The following is a 15,699-nucleotide window of genomic DNA, read 5'->3' on the forward strand; positions in this document are numbered from 1 at the left end:
GGATCCTTCACGATCGACCGCCCTTGCGAGGCGACTGTGCCGGGGACACGGTGACATTGAGATGCGCGTCCGGATGCTCGGGAAAACCGAGGCTGGTGCGCAGCGGTATATGGGCTCCCCGCACGCGAACCCATACCGTGAGGGTCGCGTCCTTGGTGGTGCCGGGCAGTATCGCCGCGAGCGAGGCGGCGGGAACCATCGCCTCGATCTTGAACGCGTCGATTCCGGTGAATTGTTCGCGCGCAGTGGTTTTCGGCTCGCGCAGCGAGCGAAGCAATTGCGCCAGCCCGCCGTCGCGCCCGACCAGACCGCTGGGACTGGGGAATCCGGACGGCAGCGGCGTCAGGGTTCCATTGTCGGACTTGCTGAATAGTTTGCCGTTATCGGAGACGAAGCGGGTCACCGATCCGGTGGGCAGGGTCGCGGTACCCGATGCGCTGCCGCCATCGCGGGCCGAGACCTCGGCGTCCAATGTGCGCAAGGGGAATCCGGGCACGCTGCCTTCGGATTGCAGCACCAGATGCGCGGAACTCATCGCACCGGCGGAGATCGCGGCATCACGCATCATCAGCCCGGCATCGGGCAGCCCGCCCGATCCGTCCGCGCACCCGGTCACCACACCGGCCAGGGCGAGCGCGAGGACCGCACTCGAAATTCGGTAGCGCACCGGCAACCTCCTATGGGTAGGGACGCTATCCATAGGCTAGGCCACTTTCACCCCGAAGGGTAGGCTTACTACCCATGAGTGCAGAAGTGCTGAAAGGACACCTGGACGGCATGATCCTGGCCGTGCTCGCCGACGGTCCGCGGCACGGCTACGGCGTCATCGACGCGCTTCGCACCCGCACCGGCGGCAAATTCGACCTCCCCAAGGGCACCATCTACCCCGCGCTGCACCGGCTCGAACAGGCCGGGGTGATCGACGGGGCCTGGTCCACCGAGGGGGGCCGCCAGCGACGCACCTACACCCTGAGCCCCGCCGGACATCGGCGGCTGGCGCAGGAGCGGGCGTCCTGGCGGGACTTCGTCTCCGCAGTCGGCGCACTGATGGAGGGGAACACCGACATGGGGGGAACACCTTGTCCCGCACTGTAATCGACGCATATCTGGACGACCTCGGCACCGGGCTGACCGGCACCTGGTGGGAACGCCAGGCGATCCTCGCCGAAATCGGCGACGGCCTGCAGGAATCGGTGGAACACCACCGGGCGCAAGGGCTTTCGCTCGAGCTCGCCAGTCAAGCCGCCATCGAGGAATTCGGCGGCCCCGCGTCCCTGGCTCAGGAATTCGTCCCCGTGCTGGCGTCCAAACGCATCCACCGCTACGGCCTGACCTTCCCCATCATGGGCGTGGTCATCGGAACCCTGTGGGGCACAGCGGCATTGCTGGGCTCGTTCAGCGCGGTGCCGCGATCACTCACGATCGCGGGCCTGGTGGTGATGGCCATCGCGGTGACCGCGAGCGTGCCGTTCACCCTGCTCGCCATCGCCTCCACCGGCCGGGCGAGCGGAATGGTCCGCATCCCGACGCGCCTGGCCGCCAAGGGATTACTCGTCACCGCGACGGTGACCATGCTGATCGACGGCACCCTGCTCATCACCCTGCTGACTCTGCTCGCCGAGAATCCCCGGGACCTGGTCGTCCTGCCGGTGACCCTCGGTGCGCTGGTCAGTCTGGCCCGCATCAGCATCGCGGTGACGAGCGTGCCCCGCCTGGGGCCCGCGCGCGGCGGGAACCTGGGCGGGGCTGCCCCCGTACGGATCTGATCCGCCTCAGTTCATGGTGCCCTGCATGGGAATGTAGATCTCGGCGGCTTCGACGAACGCGGATCCGGTCAGCTCGGCCAGCGCCAGCGCCTCGTCGATCTTGATCATCGCCTTGGCGACATACGGGCGGTCATCCCATCGATCGCCGACCGACATGAGCGCTTCGGCATTGCGGGACAGCCACTTCCGCATGGGCGTGACCTGATCGGGGGCCGCGTAACCGCCGATCTGATAGTTGCCACGGATGGTCCAGTTCACCTCCCAATCCAGGGCGGGGAATTCGGTGGTCAGCGCTCCCAGCAGTGGTGCGTTATCGGACATCGGCAGTGGCCCCTCGGTGCTCGCCTGCTCGGCCAGCTCGCTCGGCCACACCTTGCCGCGCTCGATCCAGCCCGGCAGCAGCGCGGCCAGGAACTCGACCAGGCAGAACTGCGCGTTGCCGGTGAGCGCGCCCGACGCGGAGATGTCATCGCCATCGGCATTGCGAATGGTCGAGCGGCCCGCGCGAATCGCGGTCGACGCCTCACGCAGGAGATCGAGCTTCCAGCGGAATCCGGCGGCGAGGTTCTCATCACTGGGCAGTGTGCCGCTGATCTCGGGTTCGACATGTTTCACCAAAGCGGGGTCGATCAGGGCGATCTGACTCCGTGCCAGATCGTCGACCGCGTCGAGGCTGGAATCGCAATAGCGCACAACGGTTTCCGCGACCGTCGCCGGATCGTCGGCGGTGACGAAGAACGGCCGCCCCCAGATGTACAGAAACGAATCGAAATCGGCTCCGGTGTACGCCTTTCGGACCCCGAGCGCCCAGGCGTTGGCACGGAATCGCACCTTGGCCTGGCGCACCGCGTCCGCGATCAGATCATCGAGATCATCGTCCCCGCCGTGCCCGGCCAGGAACGGTGCGATCCGCCCCTGCGCCACGCGCAGATCGATCGGATGAAAACTGATGTCGTAACCCATATTCCCTCTCCCCGTTCGGTTCTGCCGCCGACAATAGTGAGCCGGGGTGACAGATTCGTGGGTGGGAAGGGGCCGGTGAGCGATTCAGACCATGCCGCTGGGCCGTCGGCGCGTGCCCGGCCGTTGGACGGGCATCTCATTGGGCGGCACCGGGTACGGGATGCCGACCGTGGCGGTCCCCAGACCGATATTGGGTCCGCATTGCGCCAGAGCGGCATCGGCGCGACCCGCAGGGTCGGTGAGCGCCGGTCGCACACTGTCGGGTGCGGAGCCGAAGTCGAAGGCGGAGGTCATATCACCGGTGACCGACCGCCGCCACGACGTCAAGTTCGGCACCTCGACGCCGAATCGTCTTTCCAGTAAACGCAATTGGGAGGTGTGGTCGAAGGTCTCCGATGCGATGAGCCCGCCACGGGAATAGGGCGAGACCACCAGGCAGGGCACGCGATAGCCCAGGCCGATCGGACCGGCGATGCCCTGTGCGTCCCAGACCCGATTCAACTCCACCGACAGGTACTCCCCGGCAGTGCCCGGCGGTGGCGTCGGCGGAGTGACATGGTCGAAGAAGCCGCCGTTCTCGTCGTAGGAGACGATCAGCGCCGTCTTCTCCCACACCGCCGGGTTCGAGGTGAGGATATCGAGCACCTGCATGATGCCCACCGCGCCGAAAGCCGGTGGTAGCGCGGGATGTTCGCAGTTGAACAGCGGCGGGATCACCCATGACACCGACGGCAGGGTGCCCGCGGCGACATCGGCGGCGAAATCGTTCGGATAGACCGGAGCCTTACCCCGTCGAGCCAGTTCGGAGAGCGGATCGGCGGCCTGGACGAACGAGCCCAGCATACCGTCGAGGAACACCTGCGAGATCGGACCGGCATCGCGGTTGTTGTAGATCTTCCAACTCACCCCGGCCTCGGACAGATTGTCCGGCATGGTGCGCCAGCTGAACGCGTTCTGCCGGATCAGGGGATTGGTCATGACCTGTGGCCCGCCGTGGCGGCCGTCCGGATCGATGGTCGCCGAAATCCAGTACAGGCGATTGGGATCGGTCGGCCCGAGCACCGAACAGTGGTAGCCGTCGCAGAGTGTGAACGCCTCGGCCAGGTCGTGATGGACCGGGATGTCCTCGTGCGTGTAATAGCCCATGGCGGCGGGGCCATTGCCGACCCCGACCTTGGCGATGGACATCGGCATCCATTGATCGTTGCGGCCACCGTTCCAGGCCCGGTGCATACCGCCCCAACTGTGGTCGGGATCGTTGATGCACTCACCGTCGAGACTGGGCCCGCGCGTGGTGTCCAGACGGAAAGGCAGCAGATAGCCCTCGGCGGTCGGGCCGATTCCGGGGCTGTAACCGAACTGCCGCCACGCCGGTGACGGATCATCGAAACCTCGTGCCCCGGCGAATGTCCCGTAATAGTGGTCGAAGGAGCGGTTCTCCTGCATCAGGAGTACGAAATGATCGATATCGCCGAGCCCGCCCATGCCCGCCGGATCGGCGGCGTGCGCGCGCTCGATAATCGGCCCGGCCCACGACGCGACCGCTGCCGCCCCGCCCGCCGCCATCGCCTTGGCGAGAAAGTCGCGGCGGTTCATCCCATCGAAAACACCCACGTCGTACGTGTCCTTCCTGTGGTTCGGCGGATCTACCTGGTCCGGTACCGGTAGTGGTCGAGATCGAAATGTCGTGCCCGCCACCAGGCTTCGAACATGGTCGAGGGACGCAGCAGTGGTGCGTCACCGTGGCGATCGAAGTAGTAGCTGTGCGAGCCCGCGCAGTCACCGGCGAAGAACACGGTGTTGCGCATGCGGCGCAGCGTGCGGCGGAAGTATTCGTCGTGGTGCTCGCGCCGGATCTCCGCGCTGACCGCACCGCGCTGCCGGGTCTCGGTGATAACCCGAATCGCATGGGTGACTTGGTATTCGATCATGAACAACCACGACGTGCCGATCACCGAATACGGCGCGAACGTGTGGAAAAGGTTCGGGAACCCCGGGACCGTGGTGCCCTCGTACGCCTGCAGCCGCCGCTCCTCCCAGAACTTGCCGAGGTCCTGCCCGGCACGGCCGGTGGTCGGCACCTTGGGCATGTTCTCCGCTTCGGTCACCAGGAATCCGGTCGCGCACACGATCGCGTCGACCTCGCGATGCATCCCGTCGGCGGTGTGGATGCCATCGGCCGTCACGTGTGTGATCGGCGCGGTGACCAGATCGGCGGCACCGCGACCGAAGGCTCGAAAGTATTTGTTGGACATCGTCGGTCGCTTGCAGCCGAAGCCGTAGTGCGGGGTCAGGCGTCGGCGCAGGCCCGGATCGGGAACCTGCGTCCGCAGGTAGAGCCGTCCCAGCGCCTCGACGGTCCGGGTCAACGGTTTCAACTGCCGGTTGTAGACCGCGCCCAGGGTCATCAGTGCCTCGGTCGCCGCCGACACCAGCAGGTACAGGCCCGAATGCAGGCCCGGGACGCGGTCGAGGGCGGTGCGCGCGGGCTGCGGGATGGGCAGGTCCGCTTTCGGCATGACCCAGATGGGCGTGCGCTGGTAGACGTACGTGGCCGCGGCGTGCTCGGCCAGCCACGGCACGATCTGCACGGCGCTGGCCCCGGTGCCGATCAGCGCGATCCGCTTGCCCGCGACGTCGAGATCGCGGGGCCAGCGGGCGGAGTGGACCACCGGCCCCCCGAAGGAGTCCAGGCCGGGGAGATCGGGCAGCTTCGGCTCGGTGAGCCCGCCGAGCGCGGAGATCACATACCTCGCGGTGATCACACCGCCCGAGGTCCGTACCCGCCACCACTGGTTGTCCTCGTCGTAGTCGAGTCGTTCGACCATCGTGCCGAACAGGCAGCGTTCGGTCAGCGCGTACTTCTGGGCGAAATGTGCTGTGTAGGTGAGGATTTCCTCGCCCGGCGGGAACAACCGCGTCCACTGCGAATACTTGTCGAAGGAGAACTGGTACGCAAGGGCGGGCACGTCGACCGCGACCTCGGGGTAGATGTTGTCACGCCAGGTGCCGCCGAAAGCGTGGCTGCCTTCGATGATCACGAAATCGTCGATTCCGGCGCGGGTGAGCATCGCCCCGGCGCCGAGTCCGCCGAGCCCCCCGCCGAGAACGGCCACCTCGTAATCGGCTGATGGATGCGGTTGGCCCGTCTCGGCGGGCGAAGCTGCTGCGATCACGACTGCTCCTACTTACGGCTGTGTCAAATTGCACAGTAGAGGCAGCCGTCAGGTAGGTCAACAGAGGAAATTCGTTCGGGAGGGCGATGCCCTCAGCGTGGCCAGGCCCGGGCGATGTGCCCGGCGAGTGCGGAGATCACCGCCGCCACCCGCTCGGGTGGGAATCGCTCGGGGTCCTCGACGATCAGCCGGGCCGCGGACTCCGCGCCCGCGATAATCGACAGCGCGGCCATCTCGGAGTCGAGATCGGCTCCGCCGTACCGTTCGGGCAGTGAGCGCACCGCGAATCGCACCTGTTCGAGGACCAGGCGGCGTAGCGCGTCGATATCGTCGCGGACCTGCGGCGGCGCGCCCAGCGGTGAGGTCAGCATGAAGTGCCAGGTGCGCGGCGTCGCGGCCACACCATCGAGGTATTCGCGCAGGAACGCCGCGAACAACCCCGCCGGATCCTCGTGGTCGGCCGCGGCGGCGGTGACGGTGGTGCAGCGCACCACCAGTTCGACCATCTTCTGATGTTCGCGGGCGCAGAGGTCGGCGAGCAGCTGTTCGTGATCACGGTAGTACTCGTACAGCGCGGGTCGTGTCACGCCGAGGGTGCGTGCGATCGACTGCATCGTGCAGCCCGGAAAGCCTTGTTCGACAACGAGATCGAGGGCGGCGTCGAGGATCTGCTCGCGTCGCTGACGTGCGGTGGCACGGGTGCGTTCGGTGCGGCCGGCCGGTGGCATCGCTGGTGTACCCCCTCAGTCCGGATCGGTGGCGAGTAGCTTGCCCGCCGCGGTGATGGTCGTGGTGTAGAAGTCCACGACGCGGTGTGGGGGATAGCGGTCGGGATCCTCGAGCACCAGTCGGCTCGCCATCTCCGCGAAGCCGATCACCAGGTGCGAGGCGATCTCGATATCGAGGTCGGCGGACACCCGGCCGGTGGCGGCGAGTTGGGTCTGCACCGCCGCGAGCCGGGTGCGCAGGTTTTCCCGGTGCGCGGAGATCCACTGTCGCACGCTGTCCGGCAGGCCCGCGGCGCCGGAGAAGACCAGCCGCCAGGTATCGGGATGGCGCACGACCATCGCCAGGAAGTCGCCGATAATGCTGTCGAGGTCGAAATCGTCCACGTGGTCGGCGATTTCGGCGGGGAAGACCGAGTCGATCTGCTCGGTGACGCGCAGGCTCTCGCGCTGCAGCAGCGCCCGCAACAGGTCGTCGACGCCTTCGAAGGCGTCATAGAACACCGGGCGGGTCACCTCGGCGCGGCGGGTCACGGCCATGACGTTCACCGACTGGAAGCCGGATTCGGCGATCTGGGCCATGGCGGCGTCCATGAGCTGCTCGCGGCGCTCGGGGACGCTCAAGCGCGGTGCGTATCGCCGTTTGGCGCGAGTGTTCCGCCCCGCCGTCACGGCCACCTCTTCCGCTCGAATTCCGAGTTCGTCTCTTTGGCAATGCCCTGAAGGCAGGCGGTGCGACCTTATCACCCCGGCCATCGGCGGTTCTTCGCCATTCGACCGGCGCGCTCTTGTCTAACTTACGGCACTGTCATATTGTCGCCGTTCATGAGCGTGAACGTGGATAATTCCTCGGCGGACGGCCTGGTGATCGAGGAGTTCGGCCCCGCGAGCCGGCGCACCCGGGCGGTGAGCACGGCCCTGCGGCCGATCGTGCGCACGGTCATCGAGGTTTCCTCGGTGCTCGCGCGACCGTGGAATGTGCGGCTGGCCGCGGTCACCGACTATGTGGGGCTTCTGCATCGCATGCCCGCGGGGGTGTAGCGTCGGCCGGTGTATCTGCCGGGTCTCGACCTCGAATGGGTGTGGTGCTCGACCGCGGCATCGCCGGACTCGGCTCGCGGTGCGGTGCTGTACTTCCACGGCGGCGCGTTCGCCGCGGGCGGTGTGCGGACCTTTCGCGGTATGGCGGCGCGACTGTCGAGCGCGACCGGTCTGCCGGTGTGCCTGGTGGGGTATCGACAGTTGCCCGCGGAGTTCTCGGCGATTGTCGCGGATGGGGTGCGGGCTCATCGATACCTGGTGGCGCGAGGTTTGCGGCCCGATCGCATTGTCTGCGCCGGGGACTCCAGCGGAGGATGTCTGGCGTTCGCGGTGCCGCTGGCGCTGCGGGCCGCGGGTCTGCCGTTGCCGGGCAGCATTGTCGCGGCGTCGCCGTGGACGGATTTCGACGGCGCGGGCAAAGCGGCATCACCCCATGGCCGGACCGAGGTCTTCTTCTCCGCGTCCGCCGTGCAACGCCTGGTCGATCGCTTCCTGGTCAATGCCGAACGCGGACAACCGGTGTCGCCGGTCGATGCGGATCTGCGCGGGCTGCCGCCGGTGCTGATCCAGGTCGGAACCACCGAACTGCTGCGCTGTGACGCCGAACTCATGGCGCGGCGACTGACCGCCGCGGGGGTGCGGTGCCGGCTGCAGCTGTGGGACCGCCAGCCGCACGGTTTCCCCGTCTTCGGCGTTCTGCCCGAGTCGGGTCCTGCCATCGCCGAGATGGCGCGTTTCATTCAGGAGAATCATGAGATCTGATGTCCGCACCTGGTTGCTGCCCGGTGCCGCTATCGCTGCCGTGGCCGCGCTGTACATCCCGAAAGGGCGTGCGGCGCAGGCGGCGTCACGGTTCGCTCTGGAGCCGATCGCCGCCGAACGCACCGATCACTACCTCGCCACCGCACCGGTCACGGCGTCCGTCTACGCCGAATTGCCGATACCGCCGACGGCGGTGTTCGACGCTCTGCTCGACGAATCCTGCTTCTCCTGGCTTCCGGGGGTATCGGGTTTCCGGTACGACTCGCCCGATCGCGGTTTGGGCGCAACGCGGGTGCTGCTCAATCCGCTGATGGCAGTGCGCGAACAGTTCACCGCCTACCGCGAGGGGGAACGCCTCGATTACACCTTCGTCGGCATGTCGATTCCGGCGCTGGTCTCCGCCGTCGAATCCTACGAATTACAGCCGATCGCACAGGGTTCCACGCTGTTGACCGTGCGGGTCGCGATGACGCCGCGCATTCCCGTGCCCCGGATGCTGGCCCGGCCGCCGTACCGGGCGTTCACCGTGTAGGCCGTGCGCGGGCTGGGTGGGGCCGAGCGGACGGGCGGCGAGGGGCGACCGTGCTAGCGCGTCGATCGCTTCCTGCTCGAATCGCATTCCGGTACAGGGAGTTTCGTTGAGTGTTGTGATCGAGCGAATGCCGGAGCTGTCGGTCACGCGGGTGTCGCGATGGTTCTTCAACTGCTACCTGCTCAGGGGTGAGGATGACGCGCTGGTGGTGGTCGATCCCGGAATGCCGCGGATCGCACAGGATTTGGCCCCGATAACAGCCGAGCTGCGCGGTTCGGTCCGGGTCGTCACCGCCACCCACGGGCACGGCGATCACGTCGGCGGTGCGGTGGATCTTGCGCAACGAAGCGATGCGGCGATCCATCTGCCCGCGCTCACCCTGAGCTATCTCGACGGAGTGCGTCCCCGGACGCCGTCCCTCGCGCAGATGGCACGCGCCTGGCCGCTGCTGTTCGGGCAACCCTTCGACCGAGGTGGCGCGGTCGGCTCGCTACTGGCCACCGGCGCAGCCGGATTCGGTGGCCCACGCGGCATGGTGTGGACCGGGCCTCGTCCGGTCGGCGGCCTGTCCGACGGGATGTCGCTACCGCATGCGCCGCAATGGAGCGTCCTCGACAGTCCCGGGCACACCGACGACAGCGTCGTGTTCTGGAACGAGCGCACCCGCACGCTGCTCTCCGGCGACGCTGTCGTCTCGATCCGAGGCAGGCCGTGTTTCGCCCCGGACGTCGTCGATGCCGAGGCCGCGATGCGCACCGAGCATCGACTGCGGGATTTGCCGGTGGCACATCTGCTTCCGGGGCACGGTCGGCCGATTCACGCGGAATCGGTGTGGGCACTGTGAAACAGGAAGAACGAATGCTGAAGCGAATCGCGGTCAACGCGATCACCATGACACTCGCCCTGGCATGGAATGCCCCGGCCCAGGCGCTACCGCTGCCGTTGCTGCCGCACATCCCCTTCTATGAGACCGACACCATGTCGCCGTCCACTCACCCCGAACCCCTACTGAGGGAATCGGATGGGGGCACGCACCTGGACGCCGCCTACGTCTTCAACGGGCAGAGTCACACCGTCGGGGAGTTCCTGGACCGATCGTCGACGCGGGGCTTTCTGGTGCTGCGGGACAACCGGATTCTCGACGAGCGCTACTTCGGCGGGTACTCCGCCGACAGTCGATTCAATTCCTGGTCGGTCGGCAAGTCGATCACCGCCGCCGCGGTCGGGATCGCGATCTCCGAGGGCAAGATCGCCTCGGTCGAGGATCCCGTCACCGCGTACGTGCCCGAACTCGCGGCCAGCGGCTACGACGGTGTGCGCATTCGCGATGTCCTGCACATGGCATCGGGTATCGCCTATGACGAATCCACCAACACCGATCCGAGCAAGGGCTCGACCAATACGATGATTCGAATGGTCGGGGGGATCTCGCTGCCCGATCAGAGTCGCGCGATGGCGCGTGAGCGCCCGGCGGGGACGCAATGGAATTACGCCTCGATGGACAGTTTCGTGCTGGGCTGGATCGTGTCGAGGGTGACCGGTGCGCCGCTGTCGAGCTATGTGCGGGACCGGATCTGGGGACTGGCGGGGATGGCGAGCCAGGCGCTGGTCGGGCACGACTACGCCGGTAATACCGTCGGCTTCTGCTGTTATCACGCGACCGTTCGCGACTTCGCGCGGTTCGGGTTGCTGTATCTGCACGGTGGTGAAGTCGGCGGTCGGCAGGTCGTACCTCGGGAGTGGATCGACGAGTCCACGCATAGCGTCGAACCGTATCTGCAGCCGCATCAGCTGATCCCGGCTCGGCCGAACGCGTCGGCGAACGCCTTCGGTTATGGCTACCAGTGGTGGCTCGGAGACGGCGACCGCGGTGATTACGCTGCGGTTGGGTTCCTTGGTCAATTCATCTACGTCTCACCGAAAGACGACATCGTGATCGTCAAAACCAGTGAAGATCTCAACTCCACCGACCATATGGCCGAAGCCTTGCAGGCGTTTCGCGCCCTGGCCGATGCCGCCCGATGACGGTCGTGCCGCGACTTACGCGGTCGGCTCGAGCAACAGGGCCAGGCGGTCGGCGTCGGGGCTGCCCGCCTCGGCGGTGTCGATCATGATGCGCAGGTCGCTGCCCGCGACCGTCAGCACCGCGCAGTCCAGGGTGATGTCACCGACCTTCGGATGGGCGATGGTCTTGACCGTGGTGTCGAACGCCGCGAAGACACCCGAATCCCAGAGGGCGGCGAATTCGCTGCTGTGGCCGCGCAATTCGTCGACGAGCCGGGCCAGTCGCTGATCTGCCGGATAACGCAACCGGGTGGCCCGCAGGTCCGAGACGAGCGCGAGTTCCAGGGCGGCCAGATCCTGCGGCGCGTAGCGGCCGACTCCGCCCGGGGCGACGAAATGCCGCCAGATCCGATTGCGTTCATTGCCCTGCCAGCTCTCGGGGTCCCCGAGTAGTGCGACGCAGGCCGGATTGGCTTGCAGCAGTGTCCAGGACGCGTCGAAGACGGCGACCGGAATACCGACCAGGCGATCCAGCATGCGCTGCACGGCCAGGGGAATGGTGGTCGGAACCGCGCCCGGCTCGGGCAGCGCCAGACCCGCGAGCTGGTGCAGATGTGCGCGTTCGTCCGGCGAGAGCCGCAATGCCCGCGCCAGCGCCTCGACCACTTGCGGTGACGGGTTGGAGGCGCGGCCCTGCTCCAATCGGGTCACGTAATCGACCGAGATACCGGCGAGCAGGGCCAATTCCTCGCGGCGCAGCCCGGGCGCGCGGCGCACCCCGCCCGCGACCGGGCGCGCCGGATCGGGTGGGATCTGATCACGCCAGCGCCGTACCGCCAGTCCGAATTCCGCTGTCGCCATGGCTCAATTGTCGCCATTGAGCACTCGGCGACCGCAACCGGGCAGCGGACCGACCGCAGCGGGAGGAACCTACGGCGATGCGCTCGCCCCGGACTCCGCGGGTGTACCCGATCTCGCCGGTGCCGTGGCACGCGGCCGGGCGAAGCGCCGCATGATCGGCAGATCGACCCAGTGATAGAGCGCCGCCGCGATCACGGTGGACACGGCCAGGCTCAGCAGGGAGAACAATGCCCAGCCGAGGATGCCGAACTCCTTACCGCCGATCAGGTGCCGGGTGATCAGCGCCATCACCGGGAATTGGATCAGGTAGAAGGCGAAGGAGATATTGCCCAGCCACACCATGCGCGGATGCGCGGTGAGCCCGCTGACGCCCTGCAGGTCCCGCGCCGCGAGGGTCGCCACCACCGCGGTCATGGGCGCGAGCAGCAGCACCGACATCTTGTAGTTCACCGGTACGACCCAGGTCGCCGCGTACGCGATGCCCAGCGCCAGCAGCGGCAGGGTGAGCCGGGTGTTGCGCCAGCGTCCTTCGATCACCATGCGCGCGGCCAGCACACCGAGGAAGAATTCCGGCAGCCGGGACAGCGGGAAGGTGTAGCTGAGCCAATACGACGGCGACACCGGGATATTGGGCTGCGCGAACCACGCCGGGGAGGCGTGCAGCTCGTAGTAGGGCGAGGTGTTACCCGGAACCAGCCGGGGCGCAAAGGCATTCGCGATGCCCTTGGGTCCGTCCGCCCACAGGAAGTACCCGGTGTGCAATGCCGCGATACCGAGCATGAGCAGCACCATCGCCAGCAGCAGTCGGCGCGTGGGAATCCGCCGGATCAACGGCAGCACCAGTGGAAAGCTCAGGTAGAACAGCATTTCCGCGGCCAGTGACCAGGACGGCACATTCAGCCCGCCGACCGTGGTCCATTTCGGCACCCAGGTGTGCACCAGCAGCAGATTCGGCACCCACACCACCGCGCGGCTCAGCGGCACACTCGCGACCACCACGAACGCCGCGGCCGCCAGCAGATGCGTCGGATAGATCTTGAGCACCCGCCGCCGATAGAACCCGCGCACAGACATTCCGGGACGGAACGACCAGTAGATGATGAAGCCCGACAGCACAAAGAAGAACGTGACGCCCGCGGCCCCCAACTGCATCGGAATCCACTGGTGGATATGGCGGAACAGTTCGGACTTCTGGAACGGATAGACCGGCAGGAACACCAGTGCGTGCAGTACGAACACCGCGAACGCGGCCCACCAGCGCGCACCGGTCAGCGAGGGCAGTGCGGGCCGATGCTCCGCCGATGCGGCGGAAGCCTGCGCATCGGCCGAAATCCGTTGTGCCGCAGTGCCCGGCGCGGGCAGGGTTTCGGTCACCGCGCGTACCTGTCGAAGATCGCCTTCCCGACCACGTCATCGCCCACGGGTGAGGGATGGAAGGGCAGTCCTTCGATATTGACGGTCGGATCCAGCACACCGTTCACCCACGGCTGCGGTGAGCAGAGCCCGTGCCCGGAGGTGATCGCGCGCGCGTCCAGGAAGTCGATCTTCAATTCCTGTGCGGCTTCACGCTGTGCCTGGTCGATGCGGTTGAAGTACTCCACGACGGTGCGTCCGCGCGGTTGCGTGAACGGCACGACTCCGAAGAAGTCCAGGCATACGGTGTCCTGTTCGGAATGGAACAGTTCGGGATATCCGACCAGCACGATGCGCGCGTTGGGCGCGTAATACCGGATGTAGGTCACCGCGTTGCGGATGCGCGCGGCATAGGACGTCCCGGTGATATCGCGGGCGTCGGGCAGCCGCCCGGCCGCGACGGCATCCGCTCCGCACCCTTCGGCGAGGTCGAAGACGCAGTGTTGCATTGCGGCCCACAGGGATTGGTCCGCGGTGCCCCAGCGGTCGTTGAGCCCGAACTGCAGTGTCACCACTTTGGTGCGCGGCCCGAACGCGCCCGCCTTGTCGGCATCGCGCGTTTCCACGCCGAGGGTGTATCCGGAGGTGTCGATGGACGCACCCAGACACGATCGATTCTCCACCCGGTCGGTGCCCGCGACACCCATCAGGGTGCTGAGCCGTTCAGGCCACGCGGTTGCCCCGCGCTCACACGACCCGACCTCCGACAGTGGATTCCACACATTCGCCGAGAACGAATCACCCAGCACGACAAGGTCTTTGCCCTCGCGCGCGGTGTCCGCCGCGGCACTTCCGGTCCCGGTCACGGTGGCCGCGACCGCCATCGCGGCAGCACACAGCCACCGACCGCTGTTACCCAGCACGTCGTATCCCCGGTCCCGCTAGTAGCCGGCGCGCGGTTCGAACCCGGGCACGTCCAGGCTCGGCGGTGCGGGTTTGGGAGCCTGGGTCTGCGGGGCGGGCTGCGGGGCCGGTTTCGGCGCGACCGGCTGGGGCGCGGGCGGTTCGACCACCTCGGGCGCGGGCGCCGGAGCGGGCGCTTCGGTACTGCTCACCGGCGCCGGGGTGCTCACCGGAGCCGGGGTGCTGCTGACGGGCGCGATCACCGCGCTCGTCGTGGTGCTCGCGCCGGTCGACCCGCCGGCGGTGTCGTCATTTCCGCACGCCGCCACCCCGGCGATCAGCAAAACCCCTCCGATCAGTACCGCCGCGGTACGCGCGATCGAAACACCAGGGGCGTGGAGCGTCATAGAATCCTCGAATCGAAAACTGAAGTGTGAAAGTTTCACTTCGCGGGGAGTGTACAAGACGCCGAGCCCGGATCACCCCGATTCGCGCAAGCCGAGAATCCTTGGGGCACTGTACCCCCGTCGGTACCGGGCCGCTCGGTATCGCGGCCGGCCCGCTGTCACCTCCGACCACGTGTCCCGACAGTGGTCGTGCGGACCAATTGTCGGCGGCTCGTCGTAGGTTGGGTGGGAGTTGGGGTCCCCGCGAACGCGTGTGGTCCACGACGGCGCGGTGGGAGTTGATGGTCGGGTGAGCGATGAGCAGGTGGCGCTGGTGGCGTTGCTGCGTGCCCAGCCGCAGAACACCACATGGCGTGAGCTAACCGAGCAGGTCCGCGAGTCGGGCAGTGCGCTGCACGTGTGGGAGCACTACTTTCACACCCGGTTGACTCCCGACGGGGACCACGAGCGCATGCTGAGCGACGCTGCCACCGATCTTCGGTCCTGGGCGGCAAGCGGGTTGCGGTTCGTCTCGGTGCTGGACGCTCTGTTTCCGCGTCGCCTGCTCGATGTCGTTGAGACGCCGCCGTTCCTGATCACCCAAGGACAAGTGGACCCCGTAGACGAGGGAGTCTCGGTGATCGGTTCTCGCGCCGCCTCCGAGCGAGGCCGCGCGATCGCCGCAATGATCGCCACTCACCTTGTCGAGACCGGGCTGACCGTCATCTCTGGTCTGTCCTCCGGTATCGATACCGCAGCGCACACCGCCGCGTTGGCGGCGGGAGGCCGGACAGTGGCCTTCATCGGCACCGGGTCGCTGAACTTCTTCCCGCCGGAAAATCGAGATCTGCAACGAAGGATCGCGTCGGAGGGTGCGGTCCTGTCGCAATTCTGGCCCCAGGCATCGTTTTCGAAGACATCGTTTCCGATGCGGAACGCAGTGATGTCCGGATATGGCTTGGCCACGATTGTGGTCGAAGCGAGCGAGCACTCCGGTGCACGCATACAAGCCCGCAAGGCTGTCGAACACGGCAGGCCCGTCGTGCTCACCGATCGTGTCGTAGCCGCCACCAGCTGGGCTAGAAGTCTGGCGCGATGCCCCGGCGTGTGGGTGGCGTCCGGGTTGCGGGATGTCTCCGACATCATCGCCGACCTTCGTCGGCAGCCCAAAGCCATCGAACAGGCGCTCTACGCCCTCGCGCAGGACCGGTAATCGGGAGCGGTCAT

General features: G+C 67.0%; 18 protein-coding genes. 8 read left to right on the forward strand and 10 right to left on the reverse strand.

Going from position 1 to position 15,699, the window contains the following annotated elements; translation table 11 throughout:
• Nucleotides 1-7 precede the first annotated feature (7 nt).
• Nucleotides 8-667 (reverse strand): LppX_LprAFG lipoprotein, encoded by a 660-nt coding sequence (locus AB0L82_RS32225; protein ID WP_364644829.1) that lies wholly within the window; start codon nt 665-667, stop codon nt 8-10.
• A 74-nt stretch (nt 668-741) separates the two neighbouring features.
• Here AB0L82_RS32225 and AB0L82_RS32230 point away from each other — a divergent pair, with 74 nt between their 5' ends.
• Together AB0L82_RS32230 and AB0L82_RS32235 are read left to right on the forward strand one after the other, a co-directional pair.
• Nucleotides 742-1,095 (forward strand): helix-turn-helix transcriptional regulator, encoded by a 354-nt coding sequence (locus AB0L82_RS32230; RefSeq protein ID WP_364644831.1) that lies wholly within the window; start codon nt 742-744, stop codon nt 1,093-1,095.
• The gene (locus AB0L82_RS32235) at nt 1,080-1,766 is read left to right on the forward strand and encodes a permease prefix domain 1-containing protein (RefSeq protein ID WP_364644833.1); all 687 of its coding nucleotides are present in this window, start codon (nt 1,080-1,082) and stop codon (nt 1,764-1,766) included. Before AB0L82_RS32230 ends, AB0L82_RS32235 begins: the two co-directional genes overlap by 16 nt.
• 6 nt (nt 1,767-1,772) lie before the next feature.
• Here AB0L82_RS32235 and AB0L82_RS32240 read toward each other — a convergent pair whose 3' ends face one another.
• The 5 genes from AB0L82_RS32240 to AB0L82_RS32260 form a co-directional block, all read right to left on the reverse strand.
• Nucleotides 1,773-2,729 carry a hypothetical protein gene (locus AB0L82_RS32240; protein ID WP_364644835.1) on the reverse strand — a complete coding sequence of 319 codons (957 nt, stop codon included), beginning with the start codon at nt 2,727-2,729 and terminating at the stop codon, nt 1,773-1,775.
• A gap of 84 nt (nt 2,730-2,813) precedes the next feature.
• A complete protein-coding gene (locus AB0L82_RS32245; protein ID WP_364645175.1) occupies nt 2,814-4,325 on the reverse strand; it encodes an alkaline phosphatase family protein in 1,512 nt (503 codons plus the stop codon).
• 50 nt (nt 4,326-4,375) lie between these two features.
• Nucleotides 4,376-5,905, reverse strand: a complete 1,530-nt coding sequence (locus tag AB0L82_RS32250; protein ID WP_364644837.1) for an NAD(P)/FAD-dependent oxidoreductase — start codon at nt 5,903-5,905, stop codon at nt 4,376-4,378.
• A 92-nt stretch (nt 5,906-5,997) separates the two neighbouring features.
• A complete protein-coding gene (locus AB0L82_RS32255; protein ID WP_364644840.1) occupies nt 5,998-6,633 on the reverse strand; it encodes a TetR/AcrR family transcriptional regulator in 636 nt (211 codons plus the stop codon).
• Between the two features lie 15 nt (nt 6,634-6,648).
• Nucleotides 6,649-7,254: a TetR/AcrR family transcriptional regulator gene (locus AB0L82_RS32260; RefSeq protein WP_364644843.1), complete on the reverse strand. Its 606-nt coding sequence runs from the start codon at nt 7,252-7,254 to the stop codon at nt 6,649-6,651.
• 201 nt (nt 7,255-7,455) lie between these two features.
• On the opposite strand from AB0L82_RS32260, the gene AB0L82_RS32265 reads away from it, so the two are divergent.
• The 5 genes from AB0L82_RS32265 (at nt 7,456) to AB0L82_RS32285 (ending at nt 10,990) form a co-directional block, all read left to right on the forward strand.
• Nucleotides 7,456-7,671, forward strand: coding sequence for a hypothetical protein (locus tag AB0L82_RS32265; protein WP_364644846.1), 216 nt, complete (start codon nt 7,456-7,458; stop codon nt 7,669-7,671).
• Nucleotides 7,672-7,680: 9 nt separating this feature from the next.
• Nucleotides 7,681-8,433, forward strand: a complete 753-nt coding sequence (locus tag AB0L82_RS32270; protein ID WP_364644849.1) for an alpha/beta hydrolase — start codon at nt 7,681-7,683, stop codon at nt 8,431-8,433.
• Nucleotides 8,423-8,965 carry an SRPBCC family protein gene (locus AB0L82_RS32275; protein WP_364644852.1) on the forward strand — a complete coding sequence of 181 codons (543 nt, stop codon included), beginning with the start codon at nt 8,423-8,425 and terminating at the stop codon, nt 8,963-8,965. The genes AB0L82_RS32270 and AB0L82_RS32275 overlap by 11 nt, the downstream gene beginning before the upstream one ends.
• A gap of 115 nt (nt 8,966-9,080) precedes the next feature.
• Entirely contained in the window at nt 9,081-9,809 is a 729-nt protein-coding gene (locus AB0L82_RS32280) for an MBL fold metallo-hydrolase (RefSeq protein WP_364645178.1), read from the forward strand.
• Between the two features lie 14 nt (nt 9,810-9,823).
• A complete protein-coding gene (locus AB0L82_RS32285; RefSeq protein ID WP_364644855.1) occupies nt 9,824-10,990 on the forward strand; it encodes a serine hydrolase in 1,167 nt (388 codons plus the stop codon).
• Between the two features lie 15 nt (nt 10,991-11,005).
• On the opposite strand, the gene AB0L82_RS32290 is transcribed toward AB0L82_RS32285, so the two are convergent.
• The 4 genes from AB0L82_RS32290 to AB0L82_RS32305 all read right to left on the reverse strand — a co-directional run bounded on the left by AB0L82_RS32290 (nt 11,006) and on the right by AB0L82_RS32305 (nt 14,493).
• Nucleotides 11,006-11,830, reverse strand: a complete 825-nt coding sequence (locus tag AB0L82_RS32290) for a helix-turn-helix transcriptional regulator (RefSeq protein WP_364644858.1) — start codon at nt 11,828-11,830, stop codon at nt 11,006-11,008.
• Between the two features lie 69 nt (nt 11,831-11,899).
• Nucleotides 11,900-13,204: an acyltransferase gene (locus tag AB0L82_RS32295; protein ID WP_364644861.1), complete on the reverse strand. Its 1,305-nt coding sequence runs from the start codon at nt 13,202-13,204 to the stop codon at nt 11,900-11,902.
• A complete protein-coding gene (locus AB0L82_RS32300) occupies nt 13,201-14,106 on the reverse strand; it encodes an SGNH/GDSL hydrolase family protein (protein WP_364644864.1) in 906 nt (301 codons plus the stop codon). The genes AB0L82_RS32295 and AB0L82_RS32300 overlap by 4 nt, the downstream gene beginning before the upstream one ends.
• 18 nt (nt 14,107-14,124) lie before the next feature.
• Complete coding sequence (locus AB0L82_RS32305; RefSeq protein WP_364644867.1) at nt 14,125-14,493, reverse strand: hypothetical protein; 369 nt, start codon at nt 14,491-14,493, stop codon at nt 14,125-14,127.
• Nucleotides 14,494-14,797: 304 nt separating this feature from the next.
• Here AB0L82_RS32305 and AB0L82_RS32310 point away from each other — a divergent pair, with 304 nt between their 5' ends.
• Entirely contained in the window at nt 14,798-15,685 is an 888-nt protein-coding gene (locus AB0L82_RS32310) for a DNA-processing protein DprA (RefSeq protein WP_364644870.1), read from the forward strand.
• Nucleotides 15,686-15,699 lie beyond the last annotated feature (14 nt).

This window comes from Nocardia sp. NPDC052001, from assembly GCF_040680615.1.
GTDB lineage: Bacteria > Actinomycetota > Actinomycetes > Mycobacteriales > Mycobacteriaceae > Nocardia.

Bases quoted from the DNA above. Each gene is read 5' to 3' on its own strand.
- AB0L82_RS32240 (WP_364644835.1), bottom strand. From the start codon at position 2,729: ATGGGTTACGACATCAGTTTTCATCCGATCGATCTGCGCGTGGCGCAG.
- AB0L82_RS32265 (WP_364644846.1), top strand. From the start codon at position 7,456: ATGAGCGTGAACGTGGATAATTCCTCGGCGGACGGCCTGGTGATCGAG.
- AB0L82_RS32230 (WP_364644831.1), top strand. From the start codon at position 742: ATGAGTGCAGAAGTGCTGAAAGGACACCTGGACGGCATGATCCTGGCC.
- AB0L82_RS32245 (WP_364645175.1), bottom strand. From the start codon at position 4,325: ATGAACCGCCGCGACTTTCTCGCCAAGGCGATGGCGGCGGGCGGGGCG.
- AB0L82_RS32290 (WP_364644858.1), bottom strand. From the start codon at position 11,830: ATGGCGACAGCGGAATTCGGACTGGCGGTACGGCGCTGGCGTGATCAG.
- AB0L82_RS32285 (WP_364644855.1), top strand. From the start codon at position 9,824: ATGCTGAAGCGAATCGCGGTCAACGCGATCACCATGACACTCGCCCTG.
- AB0L82_RS32305 (WP_364644867.1), bottom strand. From the start codon at position 14,493: ATGACGCTCCACGCCCCTGGTGTTTCGATCGCGCGTACCGCGGCGGTA.
- AB0L82_RS32275 (WP_364644852.1), top strand. From the start codon at position 8,423: ATGAGATCTGATGTCCGCACCTGGTTGCTGCCCGGTGCCGCTATCGCT.
- AB0L82_RS32255 (WP_364644840.1), bottom strand. From the start codon at position 6,633: ATGCCACCGGCCGGCCGCACCGAACGCACCCGTGCCACCGCACGTCAG.